The organism is Paenibacillus prosopidis (assembly GCF_003337375.1).
Taxonomy (GTDB): Bacteria; Bacillota; Bacilli; order Paenibacillales; family Paenibacillaceae; genus Pristimantibacillus; species Pristimantibacillus prosopidis.
The window spans coordinates 73,079-100,075 of sequence record NZ_QPJD01000011.1 but is presented as its reverse complement, the minus strand read 5'-3'; the positions used below and the strand labels follow the sequence as shown (position 1 = coordinate 100,075).

Annotated in this window: 23 protein-coding genes; 21 read left to right on the top strand and 2 right to left on the bottom strand. The window is 48.0% G+C overall.

Annotated features, from left to right (window positions below; all coding sequences use genetic code 11):
• Nucleotides 1-5: 5 nt before the first annotated feature.
• Genes DFP97_RS17950 through DFP97_RS17940 form a run of 3 tightly spaced genes read left to right on the top strand, consistent with a single transcriptional unit; the run spans nucleotide 6 to nucleotide 3,196 of the window.
• The gene (locus DFP97_RS17950) at nucleotides 6-890 is read left to right on the top strand and encodes a carbohydrate ABC transporter permease (protein WP_114381568.1); all 885 of its coding nucleotides are present in this window, start codon (nucleotides 6-8) and stop codon (nucleotides 888-890) included.
• Nucleotides 890-1,717 carry a carbohydrate ABC transporter permease gene (locus DFP97_RS17945; RefSeq protein WP_114381567.1) on the top strand — a complete coding sequence of 276 codons (828 nt, stop codon included), beginning with the start codon at nucleotides 890-892 and terminating at the stop codon, nucleotides 1,715-1,717. Before DFP97_RS17950 ends, DFP97_RS17945 begins: the two co-directional genes overlap by 1 nt.
• A 24-nt stretch (nucleotides 1,718-1,741) precedes the next feature.
• Complete coding sequence (locus tag DFP97_RS17940) at nucleotides 1,742-3,196, top strand: glycoside hydrolase family 32 protein (protein WP_114381566.1); 1,455 nt, start codon at nucleotides 1,742-1,744, stop codon at nucleotides 3,194-3,196.
• Nucleotides 3,197-3,405: 209 nt separating this feature from the next.
• Here DFP97_RS17940 and DFP97_RS30800 read toward each other — a convergent pair whose 3' ends face one another.
• Together DFP97_RS30800 and DFP97_RS17935 are read right to left on the bottom strand one after the other, a co-directional pair.
• Nucleotides 3,406-3,570, bottom strand: a complete 165-nt coding sequence (locus DFP97_RS30800) for a hypothetical protein (RefSeq protein ID WP_181873570.1) — start codon at nucleotides 3,568-3,570, stop codon at nucleotides 3,406-3,408.
• Between the two features lie 156 nt (nucleotides 3,571-3,726).
• Nucleotides 3,727-4,611 (bottom strand): transposase, encoded by an 885-nt coding sequence (locus DFP97_RS17935; protein WP_114381565.1) that lies wholly within the window; start codon nucleotides 4,609-4,611, stop codon nucleotides 3,727-3,729.
• A 490-nt stretch (nucleotides 4,612-5,101) separates the two neighbouring features.
• On the opposite strand from DFP97_RS17935, the gene DFP97_RS17930 reads away from it, so the two are divergent.
• The 18 genes from DFP97_RS17930 to DFP97_RS17850 all read left to right on the top strand — a co-directional run bounded on the left by DFP97_RS17930 (nucleotide 5,102) and on the right by DFP97_RS17850 (nucleotide 26,804).
• Nucleotides 5,102-5,302, top strand: a complete 201-nt coding sequence (locus tag DFP97_RS17930; protein WP_114381564.1) for an FtsX-like permease family protein — start codon at nucleotides 5,102-5,104, stop codon at nucleotides 5,300-5,302.
• A gap of 67 nt (nucleotides 5,303-5,369) precedes the next feature.
• Nucleotides 5,370-5,510 (top strand): ABC transporter permease, encoded by a 141-nt coding sequence (locus tag DFP97_RS30795; protein WP_181873569.1) that lies wholly within the window; start codon nucleotides 5,370-5,372, stop codon nucleotides 5,508-5,510.
• 143 nt (nucleotides 5,511-5,653) lie between these two features.
• Complete coding sequence (gene spoIID, locus DFP97_RS17925; protein ID WP_114381563.1) at nucleotides 5,654-6,832, top strand: stage II sporulation protein D; 1,179 nt, start codon at nucleotides 5,654-5,656, stop codon at nucleotides 6,830-6,832.
• Between the two features lie 66 nt (nucleotides 6,833-6,898).
• Nucleotides 6,899-7,639 carry a M23 family metallopeptidase gene (locus tag DFP97_RS17920; protein WP_114381562.1) on the top strand — a complete coding sequence of 247 codons (741 nt, stop codon included), beginning with the start codon at nucleotides 6,899-6,901 and terminating at the stop codon, nucleotides 7,637-7,639.
• 190 nt (nucleotides 7,640-7,829) lie between these two features.
• Nucleotides 7,830-8,117, top strand: a complete 288-nt coding sequence (spoIIID, locus tag DFP97_RS17915) for a sporulation transcriptional regulator SpoIIID (RefSeq protein ID WP_087569465.1) — start codon at nucleotides 7,830-7,832, stop codon at nucleotides 8,115-8,117.
• Between the two features lie 124 nt (nucleotides 8,118-8,241).
• Nucleotides 8,242-9,234 (top strand): rod shape-determining protein MreB, encoded by a 993-nt coding sequence (gene mreB, locus DFP97_RS17910; protein ID WP_114381561.1) that lies wholly within the window; start codon nucleotides 8,242-8,244, stop codon nucleotides 9,232-9,234.
• A gap of 170 nt (nucleotides 9,235-9,404) precedes the next feature.
• Entirely contained in the window at nucleotides 9,405-10,268 is an 864-nt protein-coding gene (locus DFP97_RS17905; RefSeq protein ID WP_114381560.1) for a flagellar hook-basal body protein, read from the top strand.
• A gap of 35 nt (nucleotides 10,269-10,303) precedes the next feature.
• Nucleotides 10,304-11,146 carry a flagellar hook-basal body protein gene (locus DFP97_RS17900; protein WP_114381559.1) on the top strand — a complete coding sequence of 281 codons (843 nt, stop codon included), beginning with the start codon at nucleotides 10,304-10,306 and terminating at the stop codon, nucleotides 11,144-11,146.
• A 16-nt stretch (nucleotides 11,147-11,162) separates the two neighbouring features.
• Entirely contained in the window at nucleotides 11,163-11,471 is a 309-nt protein-coding gene (locus DFP97_RS31595) for a DNA-directed RNA polymerase subunit beta (RefSeq protein WP_245976356.1), read from the top strand.
• Between the two features lie 253 nt (nucleotides 11,472-11,724).
• A complete protein-coding gene (locus tag DFP97_RS17890) occupies nucleotides 11,725-12,258 on the top strand; it encodes a CDP-alcohol phosphatidyltransferase family protein (RefSeq protein ID WP_114381558.1) in 534 nt (177 codons plus the stop codon).
• 170 nt (nucleotides 12,259-12,428) lie between these two features.
• Nucleotides 12,429-12,860 carry a 3-hydroxyacyl-ACP dehydratase FabZ gene (fabZ, locus tag DFP97_RS17885; protein ID WP_114381557.1) on the top strand — a complete coding sequence of 144 codons (432 nt, stop codon included), beginning with the start codon at nucleotides 12,429-12,431 and terminating at the stop codon, nucleotides 12,858-12,860.
• Nucleotides 12,861-12,899: 39 nt separating this feature from the next.
• Nucleotides 12,900-14,627: a phospho-sugar mutase gene (locus DFP97_RS17880; RefSeq protein ID WP_114381556.1), complete on the top strand. Its 1,728-nt coding sequence runs from the start codon at nucleotides 12,900-12,902 to the stop codon at nucleotides 14,625-14,627.
• A 36-nt stretch (nucleotides 14,628-14,663) separates the two neighbouring features.
• Entirely contained in the window at nucleotides 14,664-16,808 is a 2,145-nt protein-coding gene (locus DFP97_RS17875; protein WP_114381555.1) for a DUF5693 family protein, read from the top strand.
• Nucleotides 16,772-17,923: a polysaccharide pyruvyl transferase CsaB gene (csaB, locus tag DFP97_RS17870; protein WP_114381554.1), complete on the top strand. Its 1,152-nt coding sequence runs from the start codon at nucleotides 16,772-16,774 to the stop codon at nucleotides 17,921-17,923. Before DFP97_RS17875 ends, csaB begins: the two co-directional genes overlap by 37 nt.
• An 8-nt stretch (nucleotides 17,924-17,931) precedes the next feature.
• Complete coding sequence (locus DFP97_RS17865; protein WP_114381553.1) at nucleotides 17,932-18,693, top strand: WecB/TagA/CpsF family glycosyltransferase; 762 nt, start codon at nucleotides 17,932-17,934, stop codon at nucleotides 18,691-18,693.
• A gap of 102 nt (nucleotides 18,694-18,795) precedes the next feature.
• Nucleotides 18,796-19,938: a glycosyltransferase family 4 protein gene (locus DFP97_RS17860; RefSeq protein WP_114381552.1), complete on the top strand. Its 1,143-nt coding sequence runs from the start codon at nucleotides 18,796-18,798 to the stop codon at nucleotides 19,936-19,938.
• 182 nt (nucleotides 19,939-20,120) lie between these two features.
• Nucleotides 20,121-23,843, top strand: coding sequence for an S-layer homology domain-containing protein (locus DFP97_RS17855; RefSeq protein WP_181873568.1), 3,723 nt, complete (start codon nucleotides 20,121-20,123; stop codon nucleotides 23,841-23,843).
• A 465-nt stretch (nucleotides 23,844-24,308) separates the two neighbouring features.
• Nucleotides 24,309-26,804 (top strand): S-layer homology domain-containing protein, encoded by a 2,496-nt coding sequence (locus tag DFP97_RS17850; protein ID WP_114381550.1) that lies wholly within the window; start codon nucleotides 24,309-24,311, stop codon nucleotides 26,802-26,804.
• Nucleotides 26,805-26,997: the final 193 nt, after the last annotated feature.

Here is a 26,997-nt window from a genome sequence, read left to right as displayed (position 1 = left end):
TCATGATGATAACGGAAAAAGGGCTGTGGAATCGTTTACGACTGCGGCTGCTGTTTACCGGACCTACTTTATTTGCTTTTCTTGCCGTAATGATCGTTCCTTTCCTTTATGGCATTTATTTGACCTTTACGAACTGGGACGGCATTTCGACGACAAGCAGCCTTGTAGGATTTCAAAACTATATTTCAGTATTTCAAGATACAGTATTTTGGAAATCCTTTTTATTGACTTTAAAATACGTGTTCATTACCGTCGTGCTTATTAATGTGGTCGCTTTTCTGCTCGCATATGTGTTAACGAGCGGTTTGAAGGGCCAAAGCCTATTCCGGGCAGGCTTCTTTATTCCGAATCTGGTTGGCGGTATCGTGCTAGGCTTTGTATGGCAATTTATATTTTCAAATGTATTAGTGTATTTAGGCAAAGAAATGAGCATCCCCTTGTTCAGCGCCTCCTGGCTGGCTGACCCGGATAAATCCTTCTGGGCGATGATTATCGTTACCGTTTGGCAATATGCAGGCTACATGATGGTTATTTATGTCGCGGGCCTCATGAATGTGCCGAAGGATATTTTGGAAGCCGCGAGCATCGATGGTGCGAGCCTGCCCACAAAAATGCGCAAAATGGTGCTTCCGCTTATGGTTCCGTCCTTTATCGTTTGTATTTTTTTATCGCTGCAAAGAGGATTTATGGTCTATGATTTGAACATTTCCTTAACGAAGGGCGGACCGTTCAAGAGCACGGAGATGGTTTCCATGCACGTGTACGGGAAGGCGTTTCTGTCGAGGGATTACGGGGTAGGGCAAGCGGAAGCGTTCGTGCTGTTCCTGCTCGTGGCGATCATTACGATCGCTCAGGTGTACTTTAGCAAGAAGATGGAGGTGGAGGCGTAATGAAAAATTCGAGTTCAACTGTCGCTTGGACGAAAATCGCCGTCCTCTTCGTTTGCTTGCTGCTGTTCGTTTTCCCGTTCCTGCTTCTGCTCGTCAACTCGTTTAAAGAGAATAAAGCTATTACATCCAGCCCGCTTTCGCTTCCCGAGAGCTTCAGCATGACCAATTATTTGGACGCATTCGGTAAAATGGATTATGTCTCCGCATTTACAAATTCTATTATTATAACGGTGCTTAGCGTATTGCTCATTTCGCTTTTGGCAGCTATGACGGCTCATTATTTTGTTAGACATCAAACGAAGTTCAATCAATATACGTTCTTCTTAATGGTCGCAGCAATGATTATCCCATTCCAAGCCATTATGATTCCTCTCGTCAAAATATACGGATCCATTGGCTTTTTGGACAGCAAATGGGCCCTGATATATATGTACATCGGATTCGGCAGTCCGCTGGCTGTGTTCATTTATCACGGATTTGTGAAAAGCATCCCGGCCGAGCTTGAAGAAGCGGCGCTCATTGACGGCTGCACAAGAACGCAAACTTTTTTCCGCATCGTATTTCCGGTGCTGACGCCGACCACGGTTACGATCGCTATTTTGAACGTACTCTGGATTTGGAACGACTTCCTGCTTCCTTCCCTGGTGCTGATTGCGCCGGACGAAAGAACGCTGCCGCTCTCGACCTTTTATTTCTTCGGTACGTACACGGTTGATTACGGCCCGTTGATGGCTGGTCTTATGCTGACCATACTGCCTGTGCTAATCGTTTATTTATTCGCACAGAAATACATTATTCAAGGGGTCATGCAAGGCTCCATTAAATAACGAGTAAGGGTAGGATGCTTTATTTTGTACACACGCGAGAATGCCGACAAATTTGTTGAGAGCAGGAAATATTTGCTGAACGGGGAGTACCGTCTGCGCTACCATTTGATGAGCGAGTTTGGCTGGATGAACGATCCGAACGGCTTTGTTTATTATAACGGGGAATACCATATGTTTTATCAGCACTACCCGTACCAGCCGGTATGGGGGCCGATGCATTGGGGTCATGCGGTCAGCCGTGATTTAATCGAGTGGAAGCACTTGCCGGTGGCGTTAGCTCCGGATCAGGAATACGACCGTGACGGATGCTTCTCCGGCAGTGCGATCGAGAAGGACGGTATGCTGTATTTGATGTATACGGGGCATATCGTGACAGGGCCGGACAAGGATCTGCACTATATTCAAAATCAAAATATTGCTGTGTCCGATGACGGTGTCCATTTTCAGAAGCTGGCATGCAATCCGGTGATCCGGCCCGAGCAAATTCCGGCAGACGTCAGCCAAAAGGATTTTCGCGATCCGAAGGTGTTCGAGCGTGACGGCGTTTACTATGCCGTCTTAGGGTCGAATGACGGAATGGGCAGCGGACTTCTATTAATGTACCGGTCAGACGACTTGTTGAATTGGACGTTCGTCAATGAAATCGCACGAAGCGACGGATATATGGGGGACAACTGGGAATGTCCGGACCTCTTCGAGCTGGAGGGGCATGACGTGCTCATGTTGTCTCCACAGCGCATGCCTGCGCAAGGGGATGATTTTCAAAATCTGCACTCGACCGCCTATATGATTGGCCGTTTGGATACGGTGCAAGGCCGTTTCCTGTATGATCAGTATGAGCAAATCGACTGCGGCTTTGATTTTTACGCCCCGCAAACAACCATTGACGATAAGGGAAGACGGATCGTCATCGGCTGGATGGAGACTTGGGAGACGGAAATTCCGACGCAGCTGGGACACTATTGGGCTGGAGCGATGTCGCTTCCGCGCGAGGTCGTGATGCAGGGAGATAAATTGTTTTTCAAGCCGATAGAAGAAATGGCTAATTATCGCCATATCGGCTATGAGGCTTCCAATATTTTGCTTGATGGCGAGCGGGACTTGGGTGTAAGCGGAGACTGCTACGAGCTCGAGGTCGTTTTCCGTGCGGATCAAGCCGAGGAATTCGGTTTGAAGCTTCGCGTTTCTGGCGATGAAGAGACGGTATTATCCTATAGCGCTGCAGATGGACGGTTCCTCTTTAACCGTGACAAGGCCGGGATCGGTCTGGGCGGCGAGCGCAGGACGAAAGTCGAGCTGAAAGAAGGCCTTCTGGAGCTTAGGATATTCGTCGACAAATCATCCGTTGAAGTATTCATCCAAGGCGGCGCAAAAGTAATGACAGGCCGTATATACCCGGGTGCACAATCGCTTGGCATTAAAGCGTATGCAAAAGGCTCCTGTTCTATAGTATCCTTCAAGAAATGGGATATGCAGTAGGGTGTGCAAATGCCTATGATATCAGCGCTGCCTATGTTAGACGAGCTTTCTGAAATTTAAGCGCATTTCAACTTAATTTGAACGGCATTCCCGACATCACAATGGACGGCGTTTGCCGTTCTTTCGCGTTAATCTATTTTTTCTTTTTATGTATGTACATTCAAAACCACCACATTAAAAATGCATATATACTTTTTAGCTTCTTTGCTTCACTCTCCCCTTAGCTCAGGAAAAAACTTTGCATCATTCCTACTTATCCTCCTTCTTATCCTCCTTCTTATCTCCTTGATATCATTCTTCATATCTTCAACTTCAACTTCAACTTCAACTTCAACTTCAACTTCAACTTCAACTTCAACTTCAACCCAACCCAACCCAACCCAACCCAACCCAACCCAACCCAACCCAACCCAACCCAACCCAACCCAACCTAACCCAACCCAACCCAACCCAACCCAACCCAACCTTTTCTAACTTTAACTAACATTAACCTCATTGATATAACATTTTGTTATCGATATGCCGCAAAATTAACTTGCAAGCCGCATCAAAGTACATTTGGTTGAAGTTCTATTTGATTTAGGTATAGAAAGACATAGCTGAAGTAAAAATTCGAATGGACAATGACCTTGTTTGTAGGAGTGATTTTGACGAAAGCAGTATTCATCTAAGTAGGCTTGCGAATAAAGAGGTCCGAGTCCATGAAACGTATTGTTAATCCAGTTAAAGGCTGATTTTGCTATACGTGGTAGTACAGCTTCGCTTCGTGGAGGGTTCACAAACCTCTTGTTAATTTCTATCTGAGATAGATTTGGGCTAACGTGCGTGTAAATAAATTCACTTTCCGCTTGCTTGGACAGCCAACCACGGGGATTTTGGTGATAGTGAACGAGTTTTATTTTGAAGTAGGAGAAGTCAGACGGCTCAATAGTACGCGCTGCAATAACGGCTTGCTCTTTCTGCAGAGCGTCATAAGTTGGAATGGGTTGCTTCATATAAATTTCGAGCTTTGCTTCCACAACACCGGACAGAAGAATGCTACGATCTGAGTCTGATATGGCTTGTCGGAGTTTGTTCAGCATAATCCAGGCCGTTTTGTAGGTGACACCAATAAGTTCAGATAGCTGGACGGCATTAATGCTGTTCTCGCAAGTGGAGAGGATATACATGGTAAGCAGCCATTTTCGCAGAGGAGTTCGGCTTTTATCCATGACAGTGCCCGATGTTAATGAGGTTTGATGTTTGCAATTGCTACACTCGTAAAGTGGAAGCCTTCGAGTGCTGATTGTATAGGCAGTGGTGTGATTACAACTAGTACAGTGGAAGCCCGATGGCCATTTGAGCTTGTGAACGAGCCTGATACAATCTTTTTCTTTTGAAAAAAGTTGATTGAACCGAACAATGCTGTCCATCATGCCGCACACCACCTGATTAATTTTATATTTAAAAACAGAACATTTGTTCGTATTTTTATTTTAGCAACAATCTTGAAGAAAATCAATACTTTTATAGGGAAGGTAGGATCATTTTTAAGAAAAAGGGTGGAATAAATGAATTGAAATCAGTGGGATGAGGGGTGTTTCACTGTAGAATGCTCCTGAGCAGAAGGGATAGTGGAGCAAAGGAGTAAATAAGCAGTTACGGTACTGAGATATTGGTTCAGAGGTGCCGAATGCAGGGCTTAAACTGGGAAAGTAGCTGGGACGAGGGGAGTCCAGGTTAAGGCAGGAAAGCTTAAGTTGCGGAATATACACGTCCTGAGCTGAGGGGATAGTGAAGCAAAGGAGAGAAAAGGAGGGGAATGCGGAGCTTGATGGATAGGGTTTACACAACTGGAAATCCAATTGACGGAGAAATTTCGCGGAGATACGAGCAGTTACCGCAATTTTCAATTAAGAGGATGCCATGGAGATACTTAATTTGGTCAATGTGACCATGAATTCGATGCTTATCGGAGTTGCAGCGATATCGCCCGTCATAGGCGGCATCGGGATTATGAATATTGTGCTCGTTTCGGTAACGGAGCGGACTCGTGAAATTGGCATTCGGAAGTCGCTTGGCGCAAAGCGTCGCGACATATTGTTTCAATTTTTGGCGAGGCTGTAACGTAAGCGTTTAGGTGGATACTAGGAATACTGCTCGGCTACCCCGCCTCTATCCTTATAGAAAAGTAATGGGCACACAAACATCAGTGCCGACGGATATCGTACTTGCAGCATTGGCTTTCTCCACTATAGTCGGCGTTGTATTTGGAATTTTTCCGGCTAATAAAGCGGCGGGATTGAAGCCGGTTGAAGCGCTGCGACACGATTAATATGAAAGTTGATATACGCTTCGGCGTTCTACCCTATTATTTTCCCTCATAGAATAAACCATCAAGGCCGGAATGAGAGAGAGGTATAAACAGCTCTACGATAGGTGCTTACGGCTGTCCGGCCAGGATGGGAAGGAGTAAGCATGAAGCGAAAGATAGTAAGATTGGCAGGACGGCTGCGTCTGCTTGGGACAAGTCGTACGTGGTCTTTGTTCGGCGTCGGAGTTTTGCTAGGTGCCGCTTTAGTGTTCGTCCGATTGTCCTTAGCTGAGATTGCATCAAGCAGGGAGTCGGCGGAGCAAGCCATACTTAGGGCGAGCTCCAGCACGACCTCAAGGGAAGTTCAAGAAACGATTGCTGCAGGATCCGGTTCTTCTCTTCCGGTTCAAAAGCCTGCAGCAAGGCCTAAGCCTGTAACCGACTCTGTAAATGCGAAGGAGGCTGAAGTTCTTGATAGGGTGAGTATTCGAGTCTACTTAACGAAGGAAGAACGAATTGAAACGGTTCCGTTGGAAACCTATGTACAAGGCGTTCTCGCAGGAGAAATGCCGATAGACTTCGAGCTTGAGGCGCTGAAGGCGCAAGCCATCGCGGCGCGCACGTATATTGTTCGTAGAATTGGACTGAAGGATAGAAGCGGGATGAAGGACGAGCAGGCCGATGTGACGGATACGATCGAGCATCAGGTTTATATTCCGATTGCTGAGCTTGCACGCAAATGGACGGGCGAGGAGAAGAAGGAGAACCTCGCTAAACTGAAGCAGGCAGCAGAGGAAACGAGAGGTCTTGTCATTACGTATGATGGTGAACCGATACAAGCTGCTTTCTTCTCCACAAGCAATGGTTATACGGAAAACTCAGAGGATTACTGGGCGCAGCCGCTTCCCTATTTGCGAAGCGTGGCAAGCCCGTGGGATACCGATATTTCACCTCGTTACAAAGAAACAGTCAAGCTGACTAAGCGAGAGTTTTACTTAAAGATGGGTCTCTCTGGAAAGAATGCTGCAGCAAAGCCTGCTATTAAAGTGATTGAGAAGACAGACGGCAATCGAATCAAAACAATCAAAATAAACGGTGAAACGTTCAGTGGACGTGAAGTGCGCGAACGTCTGGACCTGGCATCCTCGCTGTTCACCTGGACGATTCAGAAGGATACTGTTACCATTACGACGTTCGGATTCGGACACGGCGTTGGCATGAGCCAGTGGGGAGCGAACGGAATGGCGCAGGAAGGCAGGAAGGCGGAAGATATTATTCGCCACTATTATACCGGCATTAAGGTAGAGCAAGCTTCGAAGCTACCAATCCAATCAGACTCTTAAAAATTACTATTCACCTCAGGTATAAACCTAGCAGATCTGGCAACAATGGCTAGTGAGGTGATATAAATGAATGATCAAAACCAAAACAAACCGAAGCAAAGACCAGAAGAAACTCCCAAAACTATTCTGGGAGAAGCGTCTGCCGCCAAATCTAGCAGTGGATGGAAGAACCTTTTTGCAAAGCGATGGGTTTCTCCAGCAATCTTCATGGCCGCGGCAGCAATTATCGTAACCTTAATGTGGATCTATCAGGGACCGGATGATCAAGCTACAACAGGAAAAACCGAATCCACTGAGGTTTCGAAAGGTGAAGAAGCAGCGACGGACGGCAAGGTTGAAGACACATTGGAAGTTGTGGCTGGCGACGAGTTAATGGAGTGGCCGGTAGCTAACAAAGAAGCGCTTCAAGTAGAGCTTGACTTCTACGATGAAAAAGCGAGCGACGCAGAACGCGAAGCGGCATTGGTTCAAGTAGGCGATACGTTCTCCCCGCATATGGGTATCGATTTTGTTGACCCAAGCGGCAAAACATTCGATGTACTAGCTGCATTGTCTGGTAAGGTAACCTACGTCGAGAAGCATCCGACGAATGGCAACACGATTGAAATAACACATGCCGGCGGTCTGGTGACCGTGTACCAAAGCGTTAGTGAAGTGCAGGTTGCCGAAGGTGATGAGGTTCGCCAAGGTACGAAGATTGCAGTGGCAGGCAGGAATGATCTCGAGCGCGATCTGGGTATCCACCTTCATTATGAAACACGCAGTAACGGCAAGGCGGTTAATCCGAACTCGCTAATCATGGAGTAGTATTAAAAGCGGTTAACGATTTTGTGAAAAAATAGGACTTTAGACATACAGGCAGGGGTCAAACCCCTGCCTGTTTTGCTTTTTTATGAAAATTTATTAGCAATAAGGCTTGTCATGCTTGGCCATAACGAATATATACCCGCACCACTCATATAATGTACCAAACTATCTCGAGTAGGGAGGCGGGAACGTGCACGATTACATCAAAGAGCGAACCATTAAAATAGGCCGCTGCATCGTTGAAACGAAGCACACGGTGCGAACGATCGCCAAAGAGTTCGGTGTTTCCAAAAGTACGGTGCACAAGGATTTAACCGAGCGGCTGCCTGAAATAAACCCCGATCTGGCCGATCAGGTTAAACACATTCTCGAGTACCACAAATCGATCAGGCACCTGAGGGGAGGAGAAGCAACCAAGATTAAATATAAGAAAACGAGTTCAAAGAAGCGTGAAGTGCTGGCAGCAGGGAAAGTGTGAAGTTTTTTCTCGAATTATAGAGGAATTTTGTCCATTTTGGCGAATAATGTACGTTAGCGGTTTCCCTGTCAAGGGGACCAATTGTACGTTAAGCAAACATTATTCGTTGGGGGACTTAAGCCTTATGTGGAGCAAGGATATCGGGATCGATCTTGGTACAGCCAATGTATCCATTCATGTTAAAGGAAGAGGTGTCGTGCTCGATGAGCCTTCAGTCGTTGCGATTGAAAGCGATTCGAAGAAAGTACTTGCCGTAGGCGAGGAAGCACATAGAATGGTTGGCCGTACGCCCGGCAATATTGTGGCGATCCGCCCTTTGCGGGACGGCGTAATCGCGGATTTTGAAATAACGGAAATTATGCTGAAGGCGTTCATTGATCGCGTAGAAGGACGGAAATGGTTTAGCCGTCCCCGTATCCTGATTTGCGCTCCGACGAATATTACATCGGTTGAGCAGAAAGCAATCCGCCAAGCGGCGGAGCGAAGCGGTGCGAAGGAAGTTTATCTTGAGGACGAACCGAAGGCTGCCGCGATTGGGGCTGGAATGGATATCTTCCAGCCCAGCGGCAATATGGTCGTAGATATTGGCGGGGGCACGACGGATGTGGCCGTTCTTTCTATGGGCGACGTTGTAACCGCCTCTTCTATTAAGGTTGCGGGGGACAAGTTCGACGATGCGATTATGAAGTTCATCAAGAATAAATATAAGCTTCTGATCGGCGAGAGAACGAGCGAGGAAATTAAGATCAGGATCGGAAGCGTATACGAGGGCGATCGTCAGGATGAAATCGATATTCGCGGCCGGGATATGGTTTCCGGCCTTCCGCTTACGGTTACGATTCGTTCGGGAGAGGTGCGCGAGGCGTTGTGGGATCCGGTTATGTCGATCGTATCCGCCGCAAAGGCCGTGCTGGAGCGCACACCGCCGGAGCTGTCCGCGGACATTATTGACCGCGGCGTTATTTTGACAGGCGGGGGCGCGCTTCTGGGCGGAATTGATGCGCTGCTGGCAGAAGAGCTGAAGGTGCCGGTGTTGATTGCTGAAGACCCTATGCACTGCGTTGTAAAAGGAACAGGCATTTTGCTCGATAATTTGGACAAGCTCGGGAAGAAGTAAAGACGGCAGCGGCCACGGCTGGACATTTGCGCGGGTAGGGAGCCTTAGGGGGGCGGAGCTGAGGCGTAAATGAGTCGAAGGTCGCATGGACAGGCTATTCAGGCAGCCTTGCTTTCAACCGATAATATATAGAGGTAAGCTCGATTGAAAGCGGCGGGGAGGTAACGGCTATGTTAAGAGGTTTATATACCGCAGCGTCGGGAATGATTTCTCAGCAGCGCAGACATGATACGGTAACGAATAATATATCCAATATAAATACGCCTGGTTATAAACAGACAAACGCGGTTACGCGGTCTTTTCCGGAAATGCTGTTGTCATTGACAGGAGCGGGACCGGAGAACGCGGCAACGCTAGGAAAATTGACTAGCGGCGTATTTGCGGAAGAAAGCTTGTCCATTCATTTGCAGGGTGATTTGACGCAGACGAACAATTCGTCTGACTTCGCGCTTATTTCAAACATCGAAGTGGACGGGATGGCCTTTGACGCATCCGGCAAAAATGTAGGACCGGACGGTGAGGTCACCTTCCAGCCGCAAGCCTTTTTTACCATTCAAGATCAAAATGGCGAGATCCGTTATACTAGGGGCGGCAAGTTTATGCTGACCGAACAAGGCTTCCTGATGACAAGCGATGGCTCGAATGTGCTTGGAACGGATGAACGTCCCATTCAATTGCCTGTCGGCGTTAGTCTTGACAGCTTAATACTAACGGATGATCAACGATTTATAGATGCGGACGGACAGGATGCCGGCGTTCAATTGCTAATCAGCCGGGTAGATAACCCGAACCAGCTTGTGCGTGAAGGAAACGGTAACTTCCGGTTTGCTGCCCAAGACGGAGAAGCTCGGGCTATCAATCCAGGCGAGCGCGTTGAAGTGCGGCAGGGCTATGTCGAACGTTCCAATGTTGACCCTGCCCAAGCGGCGGTTGATCTAATGGCAGCGCTTCGCGCATATGAAGCGAATCAGAAGGTCATACAATTTTATGATCAAACCTTAAGCAAAGCAGTTAACGATGTAGGCCGCATATAGCCACAAAAGGTTGAAGTAGAGGGGTTGCGCGAAGCTTGAACAGCTCAATGATTAATGCGATGGTATCGATGAATGGGCTTCAGCAGAAGCTTGATCTGCTTGCAGACAATATCGCGAATGTTAACACGGTAGGATATAAGCGCAAGGAAGCGACATTCGAGGATCTTCTCAATAACATTAAACGGCAGCCGGATGCGTTCAGTCAGGTGGGACGTCTGACTCCAATGAACTTTAACCAAGGCTGGGGCTCGAAGATGACGATGGTTCAGCCGAATCTGTCCCAGGGTCCCATGCAGGGAACGGATAAGGAAACGGATATTGCAATTGAGGGAAATGCGTTGTTCGAGGTTGAAGTAGGCTCTGCCGGCAATCGTGCGTATACCCGAAACGGGGCGTTTCAGTTGACGGTAGGGGCAAACGGTGATACGATTTTGGCAACGGAAGACGGATATCCCATTGTCGCGAATGTTAGAGATGCAGAAACCGGTAACGTGGTTGAAGGCAATATCGTAGTGCCGCAAGGCTATAGCCTTCGCGTTAATCCTGATGGAACGGTGCTTGGCGTCTCCTCTGCAAGAACCATTGAGCTTGGCAGCATTAAGCTGCTGCAGGCATCGCGTCCGGCGGCTTTAACTGCGGTCTCGGATAACTTATTTGTTATTGCGGACGGGATTAACGTGGGCGATGTCGTTCAAGAGATCGTACCGGATTCGGAAAATCTTATTTCGTTGCGCCAAGGCTACTTGGAGCAATCTAATGTCGAGCTGACGGACGAGATGACCGAGCTTATAAATGTGCAGCGCGCTTATCAATTGGCAGCAAGAGCATTATCATCCAGTGATACGATGATGAGTCTGGCAAACGGATTGCGTGCGTAAGGATAGGATGATGTAGATGAGTATGGCCGATGAACGAATCGAACGTGACAGGTTCGAGAGTCAAGCTGATGAAGGAAGCACCGACAGGAAGAAGCGCCGCAAACGGGCTAAAAATGTAGGGACTTCTAATAAGAAGCAACGGTCCAAAGGGGTGAAGATGCTGCTGTGGACTTTACGCAAAAGCATCGTACCGCTCATAATGATTATTATGCTTGTTACGGGACTGTATGTTGGATATGTCGTTGCCGGCAAACAGCCGGATGGCGACGTGTTTCACTGGTCCACATGGCAGCATCTATATGACTTGATTTTTGCGGAATCGTAACAGAAACAATAGAAAAAGCAGATCATGGACTTCCATCCTGATCTGCTTTTTTTCTTGCTCAGTGATGGCGATATTGAACAACGATGTTACAATATGTAAATAAAGGTTTTGTAAAAAAGGTAAGAATAAACGGCTTGGCCGGATTTTTGCATGTATGGGGAACAGCAAGAGTTTTATTTTTATGAGAGGTAGTTGTATAATAGTTGGGAACCATGGTGGGACTGTCAGCAATTAGGTGGAGGAGCGTGAACGTTTGAATCTGCCGAATCTATTAACATCATTGCGGTTTGTTTTAATTCCTGTCTACATAGCGGTTTTCGTAAATGGGCATATGATCCCTGCTTTTCTCATTATGGTAGCAGCCGGCATTACCGATGTGCTTGACGGTTATATCGCGCGCAGAAACGGTCAGGTTACAGCGGTAGGCATGATGCTGGATCCGCTTGCCGACAAGCTGATGCTCATAACGGTTATTGTATCGCTGTTGATTTCCGGTCATATTTCGTGGGCGGCTGCTGCAGCGATGTTTTTACGCGACCTGGGTATGATAGCGGGTGGATTGTTTTATCATTTCCGGGGGAAGAAGACCGTGCCTGCAAACTGGATGGGGAAGCTGACAACCGTACTGTTTTATGCAGCAATTATGCTTATTTTCTTTGAGGCGCCGCATGCTCATTCGTATTTGTGGGGCGTTATCGTATTTTCATTCATTACTTCTATTATGTACATCGTGATGTTCAAGGCGCTTAATAAGTCTGTAACGGGGACTCCGCCTGGACATTTGTGACCAAAGCTTCTGCTTATGAACAAAGAGGCTTGGCGAAGGACACTTCGGGTCCAGACAGCCAAGCCCCTTATCTTAACCTTCATAAACTGCAGTTTCATGAAGGATATATATAGTTTCACACATTTGGACATTTTTTATACCACCTAACTATTGAAAGGAGCTATTTGTAAATGTTGGATATTAATCAAATTCAAGAAATCATTCCGCACCGCCCGCCATTTTTGCTCATTGACCGTATTTTGGAGGTAGAGCCTGGCGTACGCGCTGTCGGTCTCAAAAATGTCACGATGAATGAGCCTTTCTTCGTCGGACACTTCCCAGGCTATCCGGTTATGCCGGGCGTCCTCATTGTAGAAGCGCTTGCGCAGGTTGGTTCGGTTGCGATGCTTATGGTCGAAGCAAACCGCGGGAAGCTGGGCTTTTTTGCAGGCATCGACGGCTTCCGCTTCCGCGGTCAAGTAAAGCCGGGCGATACACTAACGTTGGAGGTGGAGATCACTCGTCTTAAAGGGCCGATTGGAAAAGGACAAGCAACCGCGAAGGTTGGCGATCAGGTTGTTGCCGAAGGCGAGCTTATGTTTGCCTTGTCCGATCCTTCTTAATAGGTAGTCAAAAATAATAAATGAAAGAGGTTGTTAATTATGACTAATTCTACGAATAATGCAGTTATCGCTAAATACGAAGCATGGCTGAATGATCCGATTATCGATGCCGCAACGAAAGAAGAGCTTCGCGGTATTGCGGGACAAGAGAAGGAAATAACGGACCGGTTTTATCGTGATCTCGAATTTGGTACGGGCGGCCTGCGCGGGGTTATGGGTGCGGGAACGAACCGTTTGAACGCATATACGGTAGGGAAAGCGACGCAAGGGCTTGCTAACTGGCTGCTGTCTGGGGCAACTGCTGATGGCACTCGTCCTTCAGTAGTCATTGCTCACGATTCGCGTAACCACTCGCCGGAGTTTGCGCTTGATTCTGCGCTAGTGCTGGCAGGGAATGGCATTACAACCTATTTATTTTCCGCGCTTCGTCCAACGCCTCAGCTTTCCTATGCGGTTCGTGCGCTGAACGCTTCGAGCGGTATCGTTATTACCGCGAGTCACAATCCGCCTGAGTATAACGGGTACAAAGCATACGGCGCTGACGGCTGTCAGCTTATCCCCGAGGAAGCAGAGCAGGTTATTACGTCGATCGGTCAAGTTACGGGTTTTGATGAAGTAAAACGGATCAGCCGCGAGGAGGCTGAAGCTCAGGGGCTTCTGCGCTGGCTTGGCGAAGAGGCTGATCAGCAGTACATAGATACGGTAGTGGCTCAAAGCTTAAACGCCGACTTGCTGAAGGACGGTATCGGCGAAAAGTTCAGCGTTGTCTTCACGCCGTTGCACGGAACGGGCAACATGCCGATTCGCGAAGTATTGAAGCAGGTTGGTTTCAGCAACGTTCACATCGTACCGGAGCAGGAACAGCCGGACGGCTATTTCAGCACGGTGAAGTCGCCGAACCCTGAGGAACGCGAAGCGTTCACGCTCGCTATTCAGCTTGGGCAGCAGGTGGATGCGGATATTATTATCGGGACAGATCCCGATGCGGACCGGATGGGCGCGGTAGTTAAGAACAACGAAGGCGAGTACGTTGTACTGACGGGCAATCAATCGGGAGCATTAATGGTTCATTATGTGCTCAGCCAATTGAAAGAGCGCGGCCAACTTCCGGATAACGGTGTTGTAATCAAAACGATCGTTACGAGCGAGCTCGGAGCCGACATTGCGCGTTCATATGGCGCAGCTGTTGAGAATACGTTAACAGGCTTTAAATATATCGGGGAAAAAATGACTCAATACGAACAAACGGGTGAGCATTCCTTCCTGTTCGGGTACGAAGAGAGCTATGGCTATCTCACAGGAACGTATGCACGCGACAAGGATGCGATCGTTGCAGCGTTATTGATTTGCGAGGCTGCGGCATACTATAGCAGTCAAGGTAAAACATTGTACGATGTGCTGCAGGAGCTATATGCGAAGTTCGGCTTCTATTTGGAAGCTTTGGAATCCCGGACGCTTAAAGGCCTAGACGGCGTGCAAAAAATCGCTGCCATTATGAATGATTGGCGCCAAAACCCGCCAGTGGAGATAGGCGGCGTCAAAGTGGAGAGTGTGCTTGACTACGGCAAGGGCCATGACGGTCTGCGTCCGGAAAATGTTTTAAAATATTTGCTTGAGGACGGTTCTTGGTTCTGCTTGCGGCCTTCCGGCACTGAGCCGAAAATTAAAGTTTATTTTGGGGTCAAAGGCGAATCCAATGATACTGCAGCCGCAGCTTTGCAAACGTTAAGGACAGCCGTTATGGAACGGGTAGACCGTAGCGAATAGACCTGATAATCAACCTGTTTGGAACGGAGGAATTACGTGCTTTTACGTTGGCAGCAATGGAATCGGCGAGTAAGATTCGCGCTTTGGGTCATTACGTTGATCGGCGTCGCGGCAGCATTGCCGCTCGGCGCCGTGCGGATGGAAATGGAACAGACCTCGAAGCAAGTGGAATATATTTTTGATTACCGGGATTTGGTGGAGGTTTCAGAGCTTCAGGCCAGGCCTCAAGCGTTTCTTGCCGAGCATATGGACAAGCTGAAGGCGGCAGGCGTTACGACGTTGTCCGTTTACGAGAGCACAATGAAGGAACTGGTGCAGTCAGGCAGACTTACGTATTACAGCTCAAGAGACGCAGCGCTGCTGCAGGGAAAGTTTGAACCGGTCGGTCAAAACTTTACTTATATTTTATTTAATGGCGAGCAAGAGGAAGAGATGATCGGACCTATCGTACGCGCGGCGTTTGACCGTCTGGATGTACCGTACGGCAATTGGTCCTATGGTGGACGGAACGGCATGGTCGTTGAAATGCCGGTCGCGGAAGCGCTTATGAAAACGATGGATTTTGACCCGATGGCTCTGCAAGCGATTCATGACGCAGGCTTCCGTATTTTGCCGCGTTTCTCCGATCGTGTGCTGCCTTATGATCAGGCTGTTATGGATACGACTCTCGGAGAGCTTAAGAAGCTTGGCGTTAGCCGTATATTATTCGAAGGCGACAAGGTAAAGGGCGCTACCGATCAAGCGATGGACGGCAGCTTGGATAGCTTTGGAGAATTGCTTAATAAATATGGCATTGGCATAGCAACCATAGAAAATTTAAAAAAACCTCAGGAGGGCATAAATAAATTAGCATATATTACAAATTATAATGTTGTACGGCTGTATTCATTGTCCCCTGATGACGGCATGGAAATGACGCCAGGCGCTATTGCCGACCGTTTTCAGCTTGCGGCGAAAGACCGTAATATTAGAATGTTTTTCCTTAATGGTAAGATTGAAGGAGATACGGACACCGGGAAATTCGTTCATAACGTGGACAAGCTGATCCTAGCGATGGGCGGAGAGAACGGCGTTGCCGCTAAGCTTTCGAAGGCGGGCTTTACGTCTGGCGAGCCGAAGCCGTTTGATTATGAACAGCCGTCATGGGCAAAACCGGCCCGGGGCATCGTAGCAGTTGGAGCAATCGCGCTCATTACACTGCTAGTCGGGGCTTTTGTTCCTGGGGTTTACATTCCGGTGTTCTTATTGGGCTTGGTCGGAAGCTCAGGTTTGTATGTGCTTAACAGCTCAACGATGGAGCAGGCGCTTGCGCTGGGAGCTGCCGTCAGCGCCCCGACGCTTGCCCTTGTCTGGGTGATGAACCGGATTTATTCCCGAACCATTGGCGACCGGCGCATAGTTGGCGGAGACGATTGGGCGGTTGGCCGCAGCAAATCATCGCAGGTGCCGAATCAGCCAGGCGCTATTTCTGATAGCGGAAGCCGGATGAAATGGGTGTTCCCTGCTCATTCGATGGGACGCCGCTTCGGAATGGCGCTAAGCTGGTTTGTTGTTACGACGCTTATTTCACTTGTGGCGGTGCCGATGATTTTCGGATTGTTAAACGACATTACGTACAATCTGGTGTTGGAGCAATTCCGCGGCGTAAGTGTGCTGCATTTGGCTCCGATTGCGCTCGTAGCGGTCTATGTTCTTTTCTATAATGGACAAACATCGGTTAATAAGCTTCGCACGCTGCTGTCGCAGCCGATTACATTGACATGGATTTTGCTTGCGGCGGTCATTGGCGCGATCGGTTATTATTACTTGTCGCGTACAGGCAATGCCGGCCAAGTATCGTCTATCGAACTCGTGATCCGTAACTTCTTGGAAACAACGTTCGGCGTAAGACCCCGCTTTAAAGAGTTTTTGCTGGGGCATCCGCTGCTGCTGCTCGGCTTGTTCTTATCGCTTCGTTACCGTGCGGCGTGGCTGCTCGTTATCGCTGGTTCGCTTGGGCAGCTGACCATGGTGGATACATTCGCGCACATACACACGCCGCTTTATATTTCGATCATTCGCATTATGCTTGGTCTCGGTACAGGCATCATCATCGGATGCTTACTGATTGCAGCGTGGCAGCTTGTGGAAGGAGCATTACGTAAATGGGCACCGGCAATCATTCGCAAATTCGTCGGATAGTCATTTCCGGCTATTATGGCTTCAGCAATAGCGGCGATGAAGCGGTGCTTCGATCGATCCTGCTTGCCCTTGAAGCAGAGGGCAGCGCGCAGGGCGTACAGATACAACCGGTTGTGCTTTCGGCTGATCCGGCTTGGACAAGCCAAATGTACGGCGTAGAGTCGGTTCGCCGCATGCATCCTGGCGACTTATGGCATGCGCTGCGCGGCAGTGACGGTCTTATTAGCGGCGGGGGCAGCTTGCTGCAGGATGCGACAAGCGCGAAGACGATCCCGTATTATACGGGAGTCATGAAGCTTGCTCAGCTGCTGGGCAAGCCGACGTTCGCTTATTCGCAGGGCATCGGGCCCGTAAACCGCCGCTGGATGGATCCGATGATTCGCGATGTCATGAAGCGCAGCGCGTACGTCTCGGTGCGAGACGTTGAATCCGCTGCATTGCTAGAGCGGATCGGTGTTCCACCGGAGCGGATCGACGTTGTACCCGATCCGGTCATGGGCTTGCCGCTGCCTGCTAATGCAGCAGCGGCGGGCTTGTCCGCGCGCCGCGCGGAGGAGCCGCCGCTCGTCGGCGTCTCGCTGCGCCGCTGGCGCAGTGACGGCGCCGACCTCGCGCGCGCCGCAGAAGCGCTAGTCGCGCTGTCGAAGCGCAAGCCTGTGCGGCTGCGCTTCCTGCCGTTCCACACCCCCTCCGACACGGAATCGTCGGAGCTGGTGATGGAACGGCTGCGCGGCCGGCTCGGCGAGGGAAGCACCGCCGAGCTGGCCGCGCCCGGCGACGACCCCCAGCAAATGCTGCTGGAGGTCAGCCGGTGCGACGCTTTGTTCGGCATGCGCCTCCATGCGCTCATCTATGCCGCCAACCGAATGGTGCCGATGCTTGGCTTGTCCTACGATCCGAAGATCGATCAGTTTCTGCATCGATTGGGCATAACGGCTATCGGCACCACGGAACAGCTCGACGCGGAAGCATTCGCCGATGCGGCGTGCGCGCTGCTGGATAATCGGGATGGCTGGCAGGCTAGGCATAAGCAAGCCATCGACCTTTTAAAACAACAATCGCAAAAACCGGCGCAACAAATCGTTCAGTTATTGCGTCATACCATATCGAGGTGATTTTCCTCATGTCGAAGACATTAACAACCGTGCCGATTTATGGCATACCGTTCTCGAAGATGAATATGGACGAGACGGTCAGCTACTTAACAAAAGCAATTGAGGAAAGACGTCAGACACATGTCATTACGGCTAATCCAATTATGATTATGTCCGCGGTCGATGATCCGGGCTACAGAAAAATGATCAAGCGCGCCGACCTAATCGTGCCGGATGGGGCAGGAGTCGTATGGGCAGCGAAATACGTAGGAAACCCGGTGGCGGAACGGGTGACGGGCTTTGATCTGATGCACCGTCTCCTTCAGCAAGGGGAGTCACGCAGGTGGAAGGCCTATTTGCTTGGAACATCTCAGGAAGTCATTGAAGCGGCGGCTGAGAAGCTGCAGCTTCAGTACCCTCAGGTGCGGATCGTCGGTTACCGCAACGGATTTTTTGGACCGGATCAGGACGAGGAAGTGGTTGAAGAAATCCGGAAGGCAGCGCCCGATTTATTGTTCGTGGCACGCGGCGCGGATACGCAGGAGCCGTGGATCGTCAAGTTCAAGCAGCAGCTCGGCGTGCCGCTAATTATGGGTGTCGGCGGCAGCTTTGACGTCGTATCGGGTAAATTAAAGCGGGCGCCGATTATTTTTCAGAAGCTGCGTTTGGAATGGTTATATCGCTTGCTGCAAGAGCCAAAACGGTATAAAAGAATGCTTGTTTTGCCGAAATTCGTCGTGAAAGTGCTTCGCGACAAAGAAAACGTAACAAAACCTCGGCCTACACCGTAAAAATCCCGCTAAACCGTGAAAATCGGTTGAAAACGGGATTGGAGTTTCTTTTTCAATCGGAGTATAATTCACTTCGGTAGAAAGAAAAGGGGAGTTGCACACATGCCGGTTGGCCTGCTGTATACGATTGGATTTATTATAGCTCTTGTACTAGCGCTCGCGATGACGCCACTAGTGAAGAAGTTTGCTTTCAAGGTAGGCGCAATAGACAAACCAAACCACCGCAAAGTACATACGCGGATTATGCCGCGTCTTGGCGGTCTAGCTATTTATATTGCTTTCGTGGGAGCTTACTTCTTGCTCTCGCCGTTCATTCCTGACGGTCTGCTTCGCGCGCAGGATTCGAACATGATTAACGCGCTGCTCGTCGGCGGAACGATCATCATCATCCTTGGCGCCTTCGATGACCGCTTTGAGCTGTCGGCCAAGGTGAAGCTGCTGGGCCAGATTGCAGCCGCATGCGTTGTCGTATTCGTCTTTGACGTGAAAATCGATCTACTCAACATTCCGTTCGGCGAAACGATGCAGCCGATTGCCGGCTGGATCAGCATTCCGCTTACGATTCTATGGATCGTCGGGGTAACGAACGCCATAAACTTGATCGACGGTTTGGACGGGCTTGCTGCGGGTGTATCCGGTATCGCGATTGCAACGATCGTTGTGATGGCCTCGCTGATGGGCTTCCAGCCTGTCATCCTGCTCAGCACGCTGCTCCTCGGCGGAATTGCCGGGTTTCTCGTATTCAATTTCCATCCAGCAAAAATATTTATGGGTGACTCCGGCTCGTTGTTCCTGGGCTTCAGTCTCGCGACGCTGTCGATGCTTGGCTTCAAGCAAGTAACGATCGTCTCCTTCGTAACGCCGCTGCTCATTATCGGTGTTCCGCTTTCGGATACGTTCTTCGCCATCGTTCGCCGCTGGGTCAACAAACGTCCGATCTTCGCTCCGGACAAAGGCCATTTGCATCACCGCCTGCGCGACCTTGGCTTCAGCCACCGCCGCACCGTCCTCATCATTTGGGGAGTTGCAGCCGTATTCGGCGCACTGGCAATCGTACAATCTGCTGTCGTGCAGTCAAGCGCTGCTAACTGGATTACGTTTGCCGTTATTTGCATGCTCATGTTCTTCCTGCAAATTGGCGCAGAGGTCATCGGCATCGTAGACAAAACGCGCAGACCACTCATTAACTTCTTAAACCGCATGCGCCTTCGGCTGAAGGTAAACGCCGAATCGCGTACGAAATAATATAAAAGCTCTGGACCCCAGAAGGGTTCAGAGCTTTTTTGATATGCAGAAAAGCACAATCACCAGCCTTGAATGTAACAAAATTCCAATCCAAATCATCTGAAAAAAGGATAATAAAGCTAATGAATCTTCCCCTCCCAGCCGATAAATATCGTATAAAAATGGTTAGAGGAGGAAGTAGATTGACTAGGCCTGTTCAAAAAGCTCTAAGTATACTTGTTGCTATTGCATTGTTAATCACTATGGCACCCATTAGTCCTGCTCAGGCGGCAGGCTCAACTTTTTTTCAATTTACGGATTTCAGTACGGTTCAAGCTAGTCCGACAGTTGTAAATGCGAACATCGTCAGCCTCTCGGGTACGTTTGGCGATGTATCATCGGAATCCATTACGTATAAGGTACAACGCATGGTCAATGGCTCGCCTGTTGGCGTTCCTTCCATCGGTACTTCTAAACCGCTGACTTCCGGCAAAAACTTTGTTTTCACCGGCGTGCAGCTCTTTGACGGTCTCAATGAAATTACAGTTAGCGGCGTAAGCCTGAATGGCGGAGAGGTTTCTGCATCCAGTTACGTTTCATTTAGCAATGTACCTGTCATTACAAGCATTGAGCTTGCGGGCGGCGTGAAGCTGGTGGAAGGCAAACCGGAGATTGTTACGACCGAGGAGCCGACGATTATGGTCAAAGCAACGAATGCAAAAGAGGTTGCGATTAACGGCTCCGTTACGTTCGAAGGAATCGGCGGTACTTTTATCCACTCCGATATAACGCTATTGCCAGGTGTGAATAAGCTTGAAATCGTTTCGCGCAATGGCAGCAAGTCCTATACAGTCTACCGCGAAATCGTTTATTTCCCGGCAGGACGCCCAACGGCGCATCATGTGTATGCGAAATCTGGCGGTGCTTCGATTCAGCTAGACGGTCAGCAAGTCGTCGCGCCGTTCGTGAATCATACGCTTGAAGGCACGATAATATTGGCTAATCCCGATCCAAGTGTAACCCCGGCTCCGCCTGTTCCGGTTATTACGCTAGGCTTGAGCAAAGATAACGCCCCAGCGACTACGTATAATACTACAGTTACGCTTCTGAATGTAACGGCAACGCACAGGGAATATAAATTCGTCTCAACGACGACATCTTCTACGGCAGGTAACGGTTACTACAGCCTATCAGTAACAAGCACATACGACGGAGTAACCTCGGTTTTCCCGGTAAACTTCTCGGTACGGAGCGCAAGTTCGCCGTATATTTCCGACATTAGACAGCTTTACAGCGTAACGCCGTCCGATCAAGCTGCACAAGGGATTGTAACCTTTGAATCGGATACGAAGTTTTCCAACAACGCGACGGTCAGCCAGCTTCCTCTTTGGCTGTCAATCGATGCGAACAACTTTAATTTAGCTACTTTGAACCATACAACAACAACAGTTGGAGTAAGTGTGAATGGATTGCCAGTCAGCAGCTCGAACTATTCGATTAAAGAATTTAGGGCAGCTTCAGGCGCAATTCAGAAAAGGGTTTACCGGATAGACGCGCTGCCTCCCGGTGAAGTGAAGCTCGATTTCACCATCACGAATGGCACGGATAGCTATACAGAGTCGAGAACATTCATTAATTCGCCTATCTCATCGATCCAAGTTACAAATCTTTATGACGGGGCGATTTATTATGACGACAATCAACCGGTGAGCCGTGTTGCAGGAAAGCTCATTAATTTCAAATTGCCTGCCGATTTGAGCAGCCTAAAGCTGAGCTTGAACGGCGTTACGATTCCGATGACGCTTGCTGCGGCAGATAGCGAAGGAGTTTTAGAGGATGGCGAAGTCGACCTGACGTCCGGCGATTTCATTTTTCCTCTTGGACTTAATCTTGTATTCGGATCCAACGAAATGGTTCTATCCGGATCGGCGAACGGCGTGCTCGTATCCACGACTTTAACGCTGTATCGCTTCTCCAAGACACAACCGGCTATTACGAATATGCAGCCGGTGCCCTACAAGATTGATCCGAGGCTTGACGTGGGCAGTGAACGGTACACTTCCGATTTGGATCATCAGTTTACGAAACTGCAAACAAACAGCTTCACCACAACGCAGCAAAAAGCAGACTTGCTGTTTACGGTAGCGAATTTGGAGAATCTGATCATTAAAGTAGACGGTAAAGATTTAGCTACGGCTTCGGTTGATGCCAGCGGTGTGCTGAATTACTCTTCGCCTATATATCAAAACTATTTGTACACTGAAAACAGCGACATACTTAATAAAACATACAAGCTTCGTCTATTCGGTCTAACCTTACCGCAATCAGGACCGATGAGCATTACGATTACCGCATTGGTCGGTTCCGAAAGCATCACGCAGACGATTACCATTACGAGAGAGTTATCGCCTTACGAGTTGCTTTCGCCGAAGCTTCCGCAGGAGAAAGTTATTAACCAAAACTTCCTCAATGTTAGTATTCGCGCAGAAGGCGCTGACCGCGTGTTGATCGGTAAAGCAGAGATGACGAAGAAGGTAACGGAAGATTTGTTCCGCTATCAAGTGAAGAACCTGAAAGCCGGCACGAACAAAATCAAATTTACTGTTTTTAGGGGCACTGAGAAGATAGACGGTGAATTTTCCGTCAACTATGCGGCTGATAATACAATCGGAGCCCAATACAAAGCATCGCTTACCAGCAATGGAAAAGTATCGGCATTCAAAGGTGAACTGGCATTATCGTTCCCGAAAAACACGTTCCTGCGCTCGGCGAATTTGAATCCTGGTCAATCTATTACGAATTCCGACTTGTTCGATTCACAAGAAATTTTGTTCGGAATCGCTGATCGCAATGATGGCCGGACGGTCAAAGTATATAACGCCGTTGAGGACAATGCACAGAACGTTGCATTAGACGGAACTTTTAAGACGGTAAGTTACGACGAGATCGGCGCTGCGATGCTAAGACCGTCCGCGCATTTCGGCTTTGCCTCAAATCTGTTCTGGATCGACCCTGGTTATGTACAGGGCTCGCAACAGCAAGGCTATACGTTCTCCGAAGGCGCACAGCCTTATGTGACGAACAATTTCTTCTTTACCCGTCCTTTAACGAAATGGCTTGAGCCTTCGAATAAAGGTCAGGTTACCATTAAATACGATTCATCTATTAGAGATGTGACGGCTGCTACTTTGAGCATCTGGCGCTTCTATGATGGCCGTTGGTCAAACCTAGGTGGTAAAGTAAACACGGGCAAGAAAACCATTACGGCGGATATGGATGGCTTCGGTTATTACGTCGTCAAGACGATCCGTTACAGCTTCTCGGACGTTGTAGGCCATAACTATGCGCGTAACTCGCTTGAGCTGCTGTTCTCTCACGGTTTGATGAACTATAAGGACAACAATGAGTTTGGCGTTTATGACAACATAACACGCGGCGAATTCGCACAGCTTCTCGTGAAGATGTTCCAAATCCCGCTTGACTACGATCCGAACAATATGACGTTCGACGATGTGCGGCCAATACTAGGCTTAAGCAATCTGTGGGATTACCGTTATATTGAAACCGCAGCGAGAAAAGGGATCATACGGGGAAGCGGACCGCGGTTGTTCCAGCCGAACGAAGATTTGAGCCGCGAAGAAGCAGCCGTAATGATCGCAAGAGCCGGCAATTTGGTTAAGAATGGTGCGGAAAATTTCGACAAGGATCGCAAAGCGCTGCAGAAGCTGTTTACAGACTCGAATCTTATCGAAAACTATTCACTTGCATCCGTTCTAGCGATAACGAAAGCAAAGTATATTGAAGGTATGCCTAACACACAAACAGCCGGCAAACAGACATTCCGTTTTGATCCGGATTCACCGTTAAAACGTGCGGATGCAGCTGTTATTGCTGAGCGTGTGATGCGCAAACTCAAGTTTCTATAATATGGAAGAGCCGGGAATGGCCCGGCTCTTTTTTTTTAGGACTAGCTTCATATTAGATGTTTTATCCATGGAAAAACTTTAGCATCGACGTGTTCTATGAAAACAAGCTATACTAACAACGTGGTGAGGGGAGTACATAATTGAAAGGAAAAAAATTAAAAACTTTTTTTCAAACAGTCGCAACTTTTCCCGCAACGATGCGTTTAAATACATGACGCTCAAACAAACACGCGAAATGCTGCATTAGACCTAACCTGAATTGGAATTGAATTGGAATGAATTCTCAACTTCCTCTTTACGGTAGGGTGCGCCCATTGTATAATGTTATAGTGGTGCAGCGACTCTAGCAATTTTCTCTCTTTATTTACAAGTTTCTGCGACATGTTCTTACATAGGGTTAAGCATGACCCGCAGACATCATTATACTAAATCAATGCTCTACTCTGGGAAGGGGGTGAATCGGCTATGAGGGAAACGAGCAATTTATTTTCCAAACAAAACTCTCAACAACCGAAACAATTTAGAGGAGATGACAAAAAGGTTATGAAAAAAAGTTTATTAGCATTCGTGCTAGCATTCTCGCTAGTACTTTCCGTAGCTGTTCCAGCATTCGCAGCAACGCCTTCTGACGTTGTTGGCAAGCCGGTACAATCCGCGGTTGAGGAACTTACTGCACTAGGCGTAATCAATGGTTACGAAGATGGTACTTTCAAACCAGGAAACGACATTACTCGCGCAGAACTTGCTAAAGTAATCGTTATTGCAACTGGTAACGCAAGCAACGCTGATCTTTTGAAATCTCAAAAGCCTGTCTTCAAAGACGTTAAAGCTAACCAATGGTACACTGGCTACATCAACGTAGCTGAAGCAAAAAAATTGGTTCAAGGCTACAACGGAAAATTCCGTCCTAGCGACAAAGTTAAGTTTGAAGAAGTAGTAGCGGTATTGGTACGTGCTCTTGGTTACAAAGACGCTAACCTTTCCGGTACATGGCCTAATAACGTATTGCTGCAAGCTAACTCGCCTGAAATCAACATGTTCAAAGGTGTTGACATCACTAAAGGTGAATCTGCTAACCGTGGTGTTGTAGCTCAATTGGTATCCAACACACTTAACGCTTCTTTGGTTAAATACGATGCAGACAAAAATCTAGTTCTTGTAACTCCAGCTAAAACACTGATTGAACTAATCGGTGCAGTAACACAAGGCGTTTTTGAAAACGTAGCTCTTGAAAGCAACAATACACAAATTCGTGTTGGTGGAGCTCTACACACAGTTGCTGCAGACTTTGTTGTAACTGGCGGCAAAAAGCTTTCTGAGCTTGCTGGACGTACAGTTTCCGTAATCAAAGTTGGCGGTAAAGTAGTAGCAGTTACCGACAAACAAGATGCAGCTAAAGTTGCAACTGGTAAAAACAAAGTTGCAGCAGTAGATCTTACTGATGCTGGTACAATCACTTTGGATGGCGTAACTACTCCATTCCAAATCGCTCCTGGATTCTTCTTCATCAAAAACGGTGCACTTGTTACTGTTGCTGCTGACAAAGACATCGCTGCAGGCGCTAGCGTAACATTGATCCTGAACGCTGCTGGCAACGAAGTAAGCGCAGTAGTTGTTACTGAGTACACTGCAACTAACAAATTGTTCGTAAGCTACGATGCAAAAACATCATACCGTGCAGCTCAAATCACTCACGATGGTGGCGTTGTATCTGTAGATGAGAACACAGTTATTAAACTTGACGGCAAGGTTGCTGCTGCAACTGACCTGAAAAAAGACGATGTAATCGATGTAGTTGCTAGCGGTTCGAAAGCTGTATCCATCGAAGCGGTTCGTAAAACAGCAACTGGTAAAGTAGCTTCGACTTCCACTACTGGCGCTGACAAGTCTTATGTTGTTAACGGCACTAGCTATGTAGAAGTATCGGCTCTTAACCTTGTAATCGGTACTGAGTACAACTTCGTTCTTAACAAAGATAGCAAGATTGTTAAAGCAACTGTTGTAACAGCTGCTGAAGGCGCTCCTGCATACGGCGTTATCACTAAAGTAGTTAATAACGTAGCTGTTCTTGATGGCGTACAAGTAAATACTAAGGATAAAGTTGAATACTTCTCCTTGAAAACAAACACAAAAGAAGTAGCTTACCTGGTTGACACTTATGCAGCTGCTGATAGCGATGCTGATTTCATTGCTAAATTCTCTTATGACTCTGCTGGTAAAGTAACAGGTATCACTGTACCACAAGCATTGACTGAAGCTGGTTCTGCAGATGTTACTGAAATCTCGGCTTCTGCAATCAAAACAACTTCGGTATACAATGTAACTTCGAACACTGTTGTAGTAAATGCTCTTGACCTTGCTAACAACAACGTATCTGTCGGTGCTCTTTCCAACATCACTAAAAACGATAAAGTAGTCATCGTTAACGACAGCATCAACGCTTCGTTCATCGTATTGACTAAAGACAACGAAGCTAGCTCCGAGCTTGCTAAAGTTTCCGGTCTGTTCGTTTCGAAAACTGAGAGTGCAACAGCTTCTGGTACTACTTACAGCGTTAAACTGAATGTTGCTGGCGAAGAGAAAACTTATGTTGTTTCTAACGCTGCTTTCGGTACTGCAGTTACTGCTAAACAACTAGTAACTCTTACTGATTCCGCTCCTGCAACACTTGGTTATGAGACACTTGCAACAGTAGCTACTGCTGCTGACCAAGTTAGCGATGTAAACACTACTACAAAAACATTCAAAATCGCTACAGTTGATCACGTAGCAACTGCTAACACGCAATACTATGTAATCGATAAAGACGGTAACGTGTCCGTAGCTGGTTTCGATGCAGTATCTTTCGCTGCAACTGGTACTGCTGGTACACACTACACAGTAGCTTTCACAACAACTGGAACTGTTGTTGGTGGCGGATTTGCTGAAGTAGGAGCTATCGTTATCACACAACTTCCGTAATAGAAGTTGAACAAGTAAGAGAAGAGCCACCGGGTAACCGGTGGCTCTTTTTTTGTTCATACGCAGTTCATAATAAAAGGTTATAGTTTAATTAATAATTATAACGTTTTATTAGTTAGGATAGGAGGTTAACTAAGTTTTGAAAACCTGTTTGAAATGTTTAAAAAACAATTGGTTTTCAAGCGAAACAAAA